General features: G+C 46.0%; 14 protein-coding genes. 7 read left to right on the top strand and 7 right to left on the bottom strand.

What is annotated here, in order from left to right; genetic code table 11:
• Positions 1–91 precede the first annotated feature (91 nt).
• Complete coding sequence (pepT, locus tag MKY63_RS11745; RefSeq protein ID WP_076099720.1) at positions 92–1,324, top strand: peptidase T; 1,233 nt, start codon at positions 92–94, stop codon at positions 1,322–1,324.
• Between the two features lie 94 nt (positions 1,325–1,418).
• On the opposite strand, the gene MKY63_RS11740 is transcribed toward pepT, so the two are convergent.
• The 3 genes from MKY63_RS11740 to hxlA all read right to left on the bottom strand — a co-directional run bounded on the left by MKY63_RS11740 (position 1,419) and on the right by hxlA (position 3,078).
• On the bottom strand, positions 1,419–1,796 hold the full coding sequence (locus MKY63_RS11740) for a helix-turn-helix domain-containing protein (RefSeq protein ID WP_036682121.1): 378 nt from the start codon (positions 1,794–1,796) through the stop codon (positions 1,419–1,421).
• A gap of 84 nt (positions 1,797–1,880) precedes the next feature.
• Positions 1,881–2,438, bottom strand: coding sequence for a 6-phospho-3-hexuloisomerase (gene hxlB / locus MKY63_RS11735; protein ID WP_036682124.1), 558 nt, complete (start codon positions 2,436–2,438; stop codon positions 1,881–1,883).
• A gap of 7 nt (positions 2,439–2,445) precedes the next feature.
• On the bottom strand, positions 2,446–3,078 hold the full coding sequence (gene hxlA, locus MKY63_RS11730) for a 3-hexulose-6-phosphate synthase (protein ID WP_036682127.1): 633 nt from the start codon (positions 3,076–3,078) through the stop codon (positions 2,446–2,448).
• A 263-nt stretch (positions 3,079–3,341) separates the two neighbouring features.
• Between hxlA and MKY63_RS11725 the strand changes: the two genes are divergently transcribed.
• The 5 genes from MKY63_RS11725 (at position 3,342) to MKY63_RS11705 (ending at position 8,443) form a co-directional block, all read left to right on the top strand.
• Positions 3,342–4,733, top strand: coding sequence for an MATE family efflux transporter (locus MKY63_RS11725; protein WP_038573751.1), 1,392 nt, complete (start codon positions 3,342–3,344; stop codon positions 4,731–4,733).
• A 152-nt stretch (positions 4,734–4,885) separates the two neighbouring features.
• Positions 4,886–6,559 carry a GAF domain-containing sensor histidine kinase gene (locus MKY63_RS11720; RefSeq protein WP_076099722.1) on the top strand — a complete coding sequence of 558 codons (1,674 nt, stop codon included), beginning with the start codon at positions 4,886–4,888 and terminating at the stop codon, positions 6,557–6,559.
• 16 nt (positions 6,560–6,575) lie between these two features.
• Positions 6,576–7,268, top strand: coding sequence for a response regulator transcription factor (locus MKY63_RS11715; RefSeq protein WP_076099723.1), 693 nt, complete (start codon positions 6,576–6,578; stop codon positions 7,266–7,268).
• Between the two features lie 153 nt (positions 7,269–7,421).
• A complete protein-coding gene (locus tag MKY63_RS11710) occupies positions 7,422–7,985 on the top strand; it encodes an NADPH-dependent FMN reductase (RefSeq protein WP_076278270.1) in 564 nt (187 codons plus the stop codon).
• On the top strand, positions 7,982–8,443 hold the full coding sequence (locus tag MKY63_RS11705) for a VOC family protein (RefSeq protein WP_076278269.1): 462 nt from the start codon (positions 7,982–7,984) through the stop codon (positions 8,441–8,443). Before MKY63_RS11710 ends, MKY63_RS11705 begins: the two co-directional genes overlap by 4 nt.
• Positions 8,444–8,512: 69 nt before the next feature.
• Here the strand turns inward: MKY63_RS11705 and MKY63_RS11700 are convergent, their stop codons facing one another.
• The 3 genes from MKY63_RS11700 to MKY63_RS11690 all read right to left on the bottom strand — a co-directional run bounded on the left by MKY63_RS11700 (position 8,513) and on the right by MKY63_RS11690 (position 9,600).
• Positions 8,513–8,743, bottom strand: a complete 231-nt coding sequence (locus tag MKY63_RS11700; RefSeq protein ID WP_036682139.1) for a cold-shock protein — start codon at positions 8,741–8,743, stop codon at positions 8,513–8,515.
• 118 nt (positions 8,744–8,861) lie between these two features.
• Positions 8,862–9,062, bottom strand: a complete 201-nt coding sequence (locus MKY63_RS11695; protein ID WP_019914790.1) for a cold-shock protein — start codon at positions 9,060–9,062, stop codon at positions 8,862–8,864.
• Positions 9,063–9,321: 259 nt separating this feature from the next.
• Positions 9,322–9,600 (bottom strand): hypothetical protein, encoded by a 279-nt coding sequence (locus MKY63_RS11690; RefSeq protein WP_038573758.1) that lies wholly within the window; start codon positions 9,598–9,600, stop codon positions 9,322–9,324.
• A gap of 238 nt (positions 9,601–9,838) precedes the next feature.
• On the opposite strand from MKY63_RS11690, the gene gdhA reads away from it, so the two are divergent.
• Entirely contained in the window at positions 9,839–11,224 is a 1,386-nt protein-coding gene (gdhA, locus tag MKY63_RS11685; RefSeq protein ID WP_036682144.1) for an NADP-specific glutamate dehydrogenase, read from the top strand.
• Between the two features lie 93 nt (positions 11,225–11,317).
• On the opposite strand, the gene MKY63_RS11680 is transcribed toward gdhA, so the two are convergent.
• The gene (locus MKY63_RS11680; protein WP_339812927.1) at positions 11,318–12,031 is read right to left on the bottom strand and encodes an HAD family hydrolase; all 714 of its coding nucleotides are present in this window, start codon (positions 12,029–12,031) and stop codon (positions 11,318–11,320) included.
• Positions 12,032–12,035 lie beyond the last annotated feature (4 nt).

Here is a 12,035-nt window from a genome sequence, read left to right as displayed (position 1 = left end):
AAATATTACCTCAATCTTCTTCCTCAGGGATGAGACCTTATATGGAAAGTGATACTATATATATACAATAGTAAAGAGGAGATGACCCAAGGTGAAGAAAGAGGTTGTAGAACGGTTTATTTCGTATGCACAAATGGATACCCAATCGAATGAAGATAATGAGACTTGCCCATCCACTCCGGGACAGATGGTTCTGGCCCACAAGCTGGTTGAAGAGCTTAAGGAGATCGGCATGGAGGAAGTCCAGGTGGACGAGCATGGCTATGTTATGGCGACACTCCCTGCGAATACGGACAAGGATGTTCCGACCATTGGTTTTTTAGCCCATTTGGATACGGCGACTGATTTTACCGGAACGAATGTGAAGCCACAGATTATCGAGAACTATGATGGTCAAGATATTCTTTTGAATAAAGAGCTGAATGTTGTATTGTCCACAGCGAGCTTTCCGGAGCTGGCGGAATACAAAGGCCACACCTTAATTACAACTGATGGCACGACCCTGCTTGGCGCAGATAATAAAGCCGGTATTGCTGAGATTATGACCGCCATGCATTACCTCATTCAACATCCAGAAATCAAACACGGCAAGATTAGAGTTGCCTTCACACCAGACGAAGAAATCGGCCGCGGGCCTCATAAATTTGACGTAGCCGCTTTTAATGCTTCCTATGCTTACACTGTAGACGGAGGTCCACTCGGAGAATTAGAGTATGAAAGCTTTAATGCTGCGTCTGCTAAAATCTCAGTCTACGGCGTTAATGTTCACCCTGGTACTGCAAAAGGAAAGATGATTCATTCCGCCAAAATCGCCATGGCACTTCATCTCAGACTCCCTGCTGAGGAAGCGCCCGAATATACAGACGGTTATGATGGCTTTTATCACCTAAGCTCTATAGAAGGCACACCTGAATTCAGCAAGCTGCAATATATCATCCGCGACTTCGACCGTGAGAAATTCGAGGCACGTAAAGCTTATCTCTCAGCTGTCGTAGAAGAATTCAAAAGCATCCATGGCGAAGAGAACATCGTGCTTGAAATGAAGGACCAATATTACAATATGCGCGAAAAAATCGAGCCTGTGCGTCATATCGTCGATATTGCCCATGAGGCGATGGAGAACCTTAACATCACACCGATCATCCGCCCGATTCGCGGAGGTACAGATGGCTCGCAGCTTTCCTACATGGGCTTGCCGACACCTAATATTTTCACCGGAGGCGAGAATTTCCATGGCAAATTCGAATATGCGTCTGCGGACAATATGGTAAAAGCGGTAAATGTTATCGTGGAGATTGCTAAGCTATTCGAACAGAAAGCCTAAAGCATTATCCGCATCACTCCTTTAAAACACCAAAAATCCCTGTAGAGGCCGATCCAGACCTCTCAGGGATTATTAATGTTCTTAGACTATTCGATTAGCATCTTTCTTCCGGCGGCGTGTCCTTCCAGATCACGTTTTCTCCGTAATTCTTACCCCAATCGTACATCAATCGAAGGACGGGAAGCAGACTTTGGCCGTATGAAGTCAGGGAATACTCTACTTTTGGTGGAACCTCAGCGTAAACTTTTCTTAGAACCAACTGGTCCTCTTCAAGCTCGCGAAGCTGATTGGTCAACATTTTTTGCGTGATATGAGGAATTAGCTTTTTCAGCTCGCTGAACCGCTTTGTCCCTTCAAGCCCAAGATGCCAGAGGATAATCAGCTTCCATTTCCCTCCGATCACCGCAAGCGTTAATTCCTTCTCACAGTTAATTTCCTTCAAGTTTATGCGATCTTTAATCTCGGTTGCCATTCCTAAAGTGCCTCCTCTCTCCTGTTATCATACTAACACAAAAACGAATAACCTCCTTATAGGAAGGCATTCGTTTCTGTACGTTCACTCTAAATTAGCATGCTTGCCGAACATTTGCTGATTCGTCTGCCCCGTCTTCTCCATCATTCGCAGAATAATAGCATCATAAAAGACCAACATCGTCTGTTCGAATAAAGAAGCCATCGGCTGGATCGTGCTGTAGCTTCCACTGGCCGGATCTTTTGGAGATCCCGGCAGTTTCACTGTGTAGCCCGCTAAACGTCCAACCGTCGAATCCGGCGCAATGGTAACGGCAACAACTTCTGCACCCACCCCTTTGGCTTTCTCAGCCATAGAGATCAACCCTTTCGTCTCACCGGAACCGGAACCGAGGACTAACACATCCCCCTGTTCAATCCCCGGAGTCACCGTTTCGCCTACAACATAAGCCTCTTTACCAACATGCATTAACCGCATAGCAAAGGCCCGTCCCATCAATCCAGATCTGCCCGCTCCAGCCACGAAGATCTTGTTGGACTGAAGCAGCAGCTCAGCCATTCGCTCAGTCTCTTCTTCATCAAGCTGAGATATGGAGCGCTGGAGCTCCTCTATAATTTGCTGCGCGTATTTCATTGTATCCATTGTAATCTTAAGCCTGACTAACTAGACGTTTCATTTCTGCTGCGGCAGCCTTTTGATCCGCTTCACCTGTGATGCCTCCGCCAACGATGACAAGATCAGGGTTCGCGGCGATCACTTCTGGAAGTGTGCTTAGCTTGATCCCTCCAGCGATAGCTGTTTTTGCCTGCTTAACCACACTCTTAATCGCATTTAAATCTGCAAAAGAATTTTTACCTTCCGCTTGATGGTCATATCCAGAGTGCACACAGATATAGTCTACGCCAAGTGCGTCTACTTCAGCCGCTCTTGTTTGGATATCCTTCACATTGATCAGATCAACTAGAATCTCTTTATTGGTTTTCTTCGCTTCCTCCACTGCACCTCTAATGGTAGAATCATCAGAAACACCAAGTACAGTAACGATATCCGCGCCCGCTTCCACGGCCTTCATCACTTCATATCCACCTGCGTCCATGATTTTCAAATCTGCCAACACAGTCAAAGCAGGAAAAGCCTCTTTAATTGCTTTCACTGCATGCAAACCTTCATTTATAACGATAGGTGTTCCAATTTCAACGATATCTATAAATTCGGCAACTTTTGAGACAACCTCTTTCGCTCCCGCAATGTCCACTAAATCCAACGCTAATTGTAATTTCATATTTATTTGCACTCCTCATTAATATATTTTAGTAAGTCATGTACAAATTGTAGTTCCTTACATCCCTCTAGGGAAGTAGGCACTTTATTGTGATGTAGTTACCTGGAGGATACTAATGCGCGGTTAAAGGGCTCTTTTCGACCTAAATTAAAAACGTTTTGTCATTTTTCTGTAAAAATACTGCATTTCCATGAAAGCTGTGCTAATATTACAGTTTGTTTATGAAATTTTAGGAAGTACATCATAATATAAGAAGGTGCACAATGAAGCAAAATAATCACCAGGAATTCAACCTGGTCAAACTGACCTGGCCGATTTTCCTCGAGCTATTCCTCTTTATGCTCATGGGTAGTGTGGATACTTTTATGATCAGTTCAGTGTCCGACGATGCCGTGTCTGGTGTCGGCGCAGCGAATCAGATCATTGCGATAGCAATTTTAGTCCTCAGTGTAATTGGTAACGGTGCAGCTATTGTGGTCTCCCAATATCTCGGTTCCAAAAAACCTCTGGAAGCCGCTCAAGTGACCGGCAATGCCATTACCCTAAACCTGTTAGTCGGCATTCTTCTAAGTACGTTTTTGCTGATATTCGGAGGGACGCTACTGACTGCGCTGAATGTAAAAGGGGATATCCTCATTTACGCCAAAGCCTATATGAATATTGTTGGGGGCGGTATTTTTCTGCAAGCATTAATCAATGCTCTGGCGACTACTATCCGTACTCACGGTTTCACCAAACAGACGATGGTCGTATCCTTGCTGATGAACATTATTCACGTGGTGGGCAACTACCTGCTCATTTATGGTCATTTCGGACTTCCGGCGTTAGGTGTGGAGGGTGCGGCTATCTCAACAGTGATGAGTCGATTTATCTGCCTGATCCTTTTCTTCCTGCTGCTCTACAGAGTGATGGAGGTACGGGTGAAAGTAACCTATTACATTCATCTTTCTAAAAAATACGTGCTGCAAATTCTCAAAATTGGCATCCCGTCCGCTTTTGAATCCATCACTTATCAATCATGCCAGCTTGTATTCACACTCTATATTACTTATTTAGGCGCTGAAGCTATGGCTACTCGCCAGTACGCGCTTAATATTTCCAATTATATTTATTTATTCAGTGTAGCTGTCTCTATGGGAACTTCCATCGTTGTAGGACATCTCGTGGGAGCTAGACGCCCTGATGAAGCCTATAAGCGTGTATTCACCAGTGTAAAGTGGGCGCTGCTGGTTACCGTAATAATAGATGCTGTGGTGATTTTCTTCCGGGTACCGCTATTCGGGCTTTTCACAGACAATGAGAACATCATTAGGATGGGGGCGCAGGTCATATTGCTTAGCTTCTTCCTGGAAACCGGGCGCACAACCAATCTGGTTATCATTAACTCTTTACGCGCCTCGGGCGATGCCAAATTCCCTGTATATATGGGACTGATCTCTATGGTCTGCATGAGCTTACCTCTTGGTTATTTCCTGGTGTTCCAACTTGATCTCGGGTTAGCCGGCGTGTGGATTGCCACTGCGGTGGACGAGTGGGTGAGAGCCGTCATTATGTATTTCCGTTGGAAAAGCCGAGCTTGGGAGAAACATGGACTTATTGAACACGAAGCTCCAGAACACTGTACGCCTTCCGCTACTCCCGCAGCTGTAAATTAACATGTATACTCAGAGGTTCTTTAAGGTCATATCAGATCTTAAGGAACCTTCTTTTTTATTTACGCCAACATTACATAAAATTTGAGAATGAATGAACCATTCTACGTTACAATAGATAGAACATAATTAACAAAGCTAAAGGAGAGAGCTTCATGCCGGAGGAAACCGGAATTCATGAGTTACTGACGCTCAAAACGATTGCGGAGACTTTGAACAGTTCCAATGAGCTGAGACCCATGCTCGATACAGTCATGGGCAAGCTACTTGAGTTAACCGGAAACACTGCAGGCTGGATCTTCCTGAGCGAAGAATACATGGAATATGAGTGTGCCGCTGATCGAGGTCTGCCACCTGCACTACAACGCGACAATAAACAACCAATGCAGTGCGGAAGCTGCTGGTGCCTAAGCCGCCTATGGGATGATCGGCTCGAGCATGCCGTCAACATTCTAAGCTGCAAGCGGCTCAGTAACGCCAGGCAGTATAACTGGGGCGACACGCTGGGGATCACCCACCACGCTACCGTCCCGCTGCATTCAGGTGAGCGTTACTTGGGACTTATGAATGTGGCTGCACCAGGCAAAGCACATTACGCCGACAGCGAGCTGGCTCTGCTGCAATCCGTGGCTTTGCAAATTGGCAGTGCTATTGAACGGATGCAGTTATATAGCACCGAGCAGCGCCGCGCGAATCTGTACGCCAAATTAGGCGAATTCAGCGCAGCTTTAAATCTAACCGCCAACCAATGTATCTCGCCCAGTATTCTAATCGAGAAAAGCGCCGCCCTGATTGGCGACTATTTCGATTGGCCCTTTGCAGCGATTATCGGGCAGCATGAGGGACAATTCGAAGTCCATGCTGCCTATGCGGCTAATATAACGCCGGAAACAGCTCCCTTCGAGCTCTCGGATTCTTTTAAAGTACGTCTAGGAGATATCGCAAAAGGACAACGCTTTGCGACATTAAGCCCTGATGAAGAGCAGGAAATTACGAAGTCCTGCTGTTCTGAACAACCTGTTGCGGAGCGTGTCGTGATGCTCGCTGTGCCCTTTCGGCAGATTGCCGCACAAGGTGCAGGAATTCTACTGATCACCTCACCCAAAGCACTAGCCTCCGCAACTGCGGATGGAGAGGTGCTTGAGGCTGTCGCTGAACATATTTCCGCTACATTGGAAAGTGCTCAGCTTGGAGAGAAACGCCGCGAAATTGCGCGTCTTGACGAGCGGAATCGTCTGGCCCGTGACCTGCACGACTCCGTGAACCAGATCCTCTTCTCCCTCTCAATGACCGCCAAAGGCGTGGAAAGCATGCTGAAGCAGGAGCATATCTCCCATCCTGCTACTGAAGCTGTCCGCGATATTCAAGCTTTATCCCAGTCAGCACTCAAAGAAATGCGTGCATTAATTATGCAGCTTCGGCCTGCCGGACTGGAAGCCGGTTTATTGACTGCGCTGCAGGCTCATGGCCAGCAGCTAGGGCTGCTGATACAGACGCAACGGAGCGGTGTTCACGAACTTCCCCGCAACGTGGAGGAAGGGCTGTGGCGCATTGGCCAAGAAGCGCTCAATAATGTACGAAAGCATTCCGGAACCTCTAAAGCGGAGGTATCTCTGCATCTGAATGCAGCCGAGGTGGTAATGAGCGTTGCCGACCAAGGTAAAGGCGGGGCCAAACGTCGTTCTAACACAGACACTAATGAATCTCTTGGTCTGCATATTATGAAGGAAAGAGCAGAAGCTCTCTCCGGTCGTATTCATATCCACAGTGTGGAAAATCAAGGCACAACGGTTGAGGCAATCATACCTCTGCCCATCCAATCTACATGAAGTCGGGTGATCATAAATGACGATAAACTTATTATTAGTAGACGACCATGCAATGGTACGCCGTGGGCTGCAAGTATTTCTCTCCACACAACCCGATATCAAGGTTATTGGGGAGGCCTCCAACGGCCGCGAGGCACTGGAAAAAACAGCTGAATTGAACCCGGATGTCATATTAATGGATTTGCATATGCCCATTATGGACGGCATTGAGACCGCTCAAGCACTGAGGATCTCCCACCCGCAGGTCAAGGTCATTGTATTGACCTCCTTTTCGGATCAGGATCATGTACTCCCGGCTATCCGCGTAGGAATCAAAGGCTATTTGCTTAAAGATATAGAACCAGAAGCGCTGGTAGTTGCGATCCGCAAGGTACATAACGGGCAAGTGGAGCTACATTCCGAGGCTGCCAGCCAACTGATGAATCTAATGGCGACCTCTACACTAGAGCAATTGGAACTTAATGCTTCCGATCCGAACGGCCCAAACGCAACACCTGCTGCGATCACCGGATTAGAGCTTCTTACTCCACGCGAGCAAGAAGTATTAGACCTGATTGCGCTCGGTATGAGTAACAAAGAGATTGCCAGCAAGCTGGTCATCACCGAAAAAACCGTTAAGACCCATGTCAGCCACGTTCTCGGAAAGCTAAACTTAGCGGATCGGACTCAGGCTGCCATTTTCGCATTGAAAGGCGGCTATAACGCCTAGAATCAAAACTCCTCTACAACTTTAGTCTTAGACGCTCAGCACAATGGCTGAGCGTTTTTATTATGTATGTTCATTCCATGTGCTGATGTTAACAGAGGCTGATTCAACTATCATTGGTTTATAGCAATTGACCTCACATAGGAGTGGATACAGATGAAAGTGATGATCCTGACAGGCAGTAATCGAAAAGAAGCAACCAGCACGAAGCTGGCAGAACATGCTGCCCATTTCATTAGTCAGCATGGGGAAAAGGTTACCGTGTTTGATCTCTACAAACGCCCACTTCCCTTTTATTCACCAGACGAGGTTTACACAGAGCATGAACATTTAAACGAGCTTAAACAAGAGATGTTAGCAGCGGATGCAGTAATCTTGGTTACTCCGGAATATCACGGCTCGGTAAGTGGCGTATTAAAAAATGCGATTGATCATCTAGGCCAGGCGCATTTCAACGGTAAAGTTGTGTTATCCGCCAGTTCAGCCGGGGGAGCGGTAGGGATAAGCTCATTACTTCAATTGCAAGCCATCGTACGCAACCTGCACGGCATCAATACACCAGACTGGATCTCCATCGGTGGACTGCAACGCAAGCGGTTCGAGGTCGGGTACGACGGATATGAGGGTGGGCAAGAAATCGAAGATCGCATCCACCTAGTATTAGAAGCATTCCTGAACTTAGCCCGCAAAATCGGCAGACCGGCAGGTGCTATCCAATGATCAAAGGACTATATGAAGCACATTTACCAGTAAGCAATCTTGAAGTATCCATCGAATTTTATGAGAAATTAGGTCTGAAAATGGCTTGGCGGGATGAAGAAACTGTATTCTTCTGGATCGAGGAAGGTCGGAGCTGGATTGGTCTTTGGGAAGGCCAGGAGGTTCAAACCCCATACCATCCGTCCTTGCGGCATATTGCCTTCCGTATCACTTACGAGGACTTGAAGCAATCACTGCAATGGCTGGAATCGATTGGGGTAGAGGCTGTTCCGTTCCGCAACCGGACTTCTGTTGAGCCTTTTATCCGGGCTTATCAAGGAAATGCTTCTGTCTACTTCAACGACCCTGACGGCAACAGCTTGGAATTTATGTGCCACGTAGAGGTTCCTGAACATCTGAAGCCTATTTCAGAGAACATAACCTTAACGGAATGGGAGAAATTACTGCACAGTAAATAAAATACTCAAACAAAAAAACAGCTGCTCCCGTCCAAGGGTCCAGCTGTTTGAGTATATTAGCTTCTTCGATTACTTAATCGAAATGCCCTTCTTCATGGCCTTCATGTCTGCATTCGTATTCACAAGCGTTGGCAGTATCTTCATACTTCTAGTCATGGGAGAGTTGCATTGCCAGCAGGTAGGTACATATTGAAAGGCGAAATTATCGCGCATCCAACCTGTGCAACCTTCCTTGGTACAGGACCAAATAGCTGTGTCTTCTTGCGGAAGTTCCTCCAGTGCTTTTTTACGAAAATACATAAGTACCCCTCCTTGGATCGAATCGAGACGATATCGCTACCCTATTAGGGGCAGATTCATACTATGAAAATAAAAAAAGCTGCCCTCAACTTGTGTTAAGGGCAGCCTGATTTTTAAACTACAGTTTTACAACGTTTTCGGCTTGTGGTCCACGAGCGCCTTGAGTTACGTTGAACTCAACGCGTTGGCCTTCGTCCAAAGATTTAAATCCGTCGCCTGTGATTGCGGAGAAGTGTACGAATACGTCGCTTCCACCTTCAACCTCGATAAAACCGAATCCTTTGTCTGCGTTAAACCATTTCACTGTACCTGTTTGCATGATATTACCTCCAATATTTTATTTAACACATGTCCTTTTATTCCTACGTAGTGTACGAACAAATAAAAATTCACACATTGGAAAAGGACTCATACGCACAAATGATAACCTTTTACAATATGTGAATTAAGGGTTAAATTTATGATTGATTTCATTGTACCACACTAAATCACTAAAAGCAATGCGTATGCCTATTTAATTTTCACTCCGGCTCTTATTGCCTGTAAACAGCAGCAGCCGAGCCGGACGAATACCCATGTTAGTCGATATAACCTGCCAATCCTTTATCCATCAAGTAATCCATTTCTGCATCAAGAATGGTCTCTACTGTGATTTCATCCAGCTTCACATCACGTTGGGCGGTAACATAGTCGACCAGATCATCGCTGTCGATGTCTACCTCACCCTTGGCGTTCGCCTTGGCCTTATTGATAAAGGTCTGTTCATGCTTCAATACTAAGCGGATGATTTGCGGATCCACTTTGGTTTTGGCAGATAATACATTTACTAGCTCCTGCTCATTTACTTTGTCACTCATTTTTTAAATTTCATCTCCTTACAATTATTACACAATCATTGTAGCATATTTCGCGCTTTAACGCGTCATTACGCGAAGTATACCGCGGTTTATTCACACTTTTCTTATCATTCCAGTGTCTATAACGTTCCACTTGAAGTAAGTTATTTAATAAAAACAGTTGTGAGGAACATTGACTTGTGCCAAAATATAAAAAAAGTGTTGGACCAAATGAATACTAGAAAAGGCGGTTGAATTCATGAGCTCTGTATCTACCCAGCAATTAGACACAAACAGCAACAAGGCACATCGTTATATCGAAGACGTATACGCACAGGTTGTTGCGCGTAATCCTTTTGAGCCCGAATTTCATCAGGCCGTAAAGGAAATCCTTGAATCTTTGCTTCCAATCCTCGCTGCTGAACCTAAGTATCAGGAAAATGCCATTCTGGAAAGATTGGTTGAGCCAGAACGTTTGATTATGTTCCGTGTTCCTTGGACAGACGATCAAGGTAAGGTCAGAGTTAACCGTGGATATCGTGTACAGTTCAGCAGTGCAATTGGACCTTACAAAGGTGGACTTCGTTTTCACCCATCCGTTAATGCTAGTATTATCAAATTCCTTGGTTTCGAGCAAATCTTCAAAAATGCTCTTACCGGCCAACACATCGGCGGAGGTAAAGGCGGCTCCGACTTTGATCCTAAAGGTAAATCCGAAGGCGAAATCATGCGTTTTGCACAAAGCTTCATGACTGAATTGCAAAATTACATCGGTCCTGACCAAGACGTTCCTGCAGGAGATATCGGTGTAGGTGGTCGTGAGATCGGCTACATGTACGGACAATACAAGCGGATCCGCGGAGGATATCCGGCTGGCGTATTGACTGGTAAAGGTATTGGTTACGGCGGAAGTCAGGCTCGGACAGAGGCTACTGGTTACGGTACAGTTTATTTCGTAAACGAGATGCTGAAAGCAAAAGGCCTTTCTTTTGAAGGAAGCCGCGTTGTTGTTTCCGGTTCTGGTAACGTAGCGATCTATGCGATCGAAAAAGCTGTACAGCTAGGCGCTAAAGTCGTAGCTTGTAGTGATTCCGCCGGATATATCTATGACGAAAATGGGATTAACCTCGAAACTGTCCGCCGCCTGAAAGAAGTCGAAAGAAAACGGATTAGTGAATATGTGAATGAACATCCTAACGCTGTGTATACTGAAGATTCCACGCAAATTTGGACCATTCCTTGTGATATCGCCCTTCCGAGTGCTACTCAGAATGAGATTGATGAAGCCATGGCATTGAAACTGATTGAGAATGGTGTAAAAGCAGTAGGCGAAGGTGCCAATATGCCGTCCACCCTTGAAGCTATTCATCAGTTCCAACAAGCTGGCGTACTATTCGCACCTGCTAAAGCTGCTAATGCTGGCGGCGTAGCTGTCTCTGCGCTTGAAATGGCACAAAACAGCATGCGGTTGTCCTGGAGCTTTGAAGAAGTAGATACGAAGCTGCATGAAATCATGGTTTCCATCTACGAACAATCTGTAAATGCATCCGAGCAATATGGACAGTCCGGCAACCTTGTTGCAGGAGCGAACATCGCTGGATTCAAAAAAGTGGCCGACGCTATGCTGGCTGAAGGTGTAATCTAAATAAATTACCGGCGCTCTAGTCACGAACGCCCGACATACAAAAGTCCCCGTAACCGGTCAGCAAGAATCCGGTTACGGGGACTTTTTGTGTGTCTAAGCGTTCCATCCGGGGATCTTCCGCAAATCCCCGTCCCATATCGATTGAGTACTCTCCACAGTCGTATCGGGGGGTGAAGAAGCCGTACGAATGTAACAGGAATCTATTCCTATCGTTAGTGCCCCTGCAATATCCGTACGGGGATCATTCCCGATCATGATGGCCGAACGCAAGTCCGCTCCATAATGTTCAACTAGATAACGATAAAATAGCGGATCCGGCTTACTCACTCCTGCTTCGGAGGAAATGGCAATGCCATCGAATAAAGGAAGAATACCCAGCATCGTTAATTCTGCTTCTATAAAGGTTTTCTGGCCATTGGAGAGCAAAAACACCTTTTTGCCACGTTCTCTTAATGTTTGCAGAATTTCAACCACACCCTCATAAAGCGAGATATGGATCATCGATAATGTCCGCAGCCATCTAACCGTTTCATGTAACCACGCTTGATCCGGTTCCCCACCCAATTGACGGGCCACAGAACGAAACACATCCTCCATTACGAAATCTGGATACTGACAATTCCGTGCGGCTTTGGCGAGCTGTAAATCCCTCTCCCGCAGAAATTGTGCCTGTAGCTCACTTCCTGTTATGGACATCCCCTGATATCCGAAATGGAGCGATAATCGATCCCATACCTCCTGCTTCTCCTCATCTGTCTGAATATCGATTAATGTGCCATACAGGTCGAAAATATAAGTCTCGTACATCCAC

The organism is Paenibacillus sp. FSL R7-0189 (assembly GCF_037969925.1).
Taxonomy (GTDB): Bacteria; Bacillota; Bacilli; order Paenibacillales; family Paenibacillaceae; genus Paenibacillus_AQ; species Paenibacillus_AQ odorifer.
The sequence above is the reverse complement of the archived record's forward strand: the minus strand, read 5'-3'. Positions and strand labels throughout refer to the sequence as shown.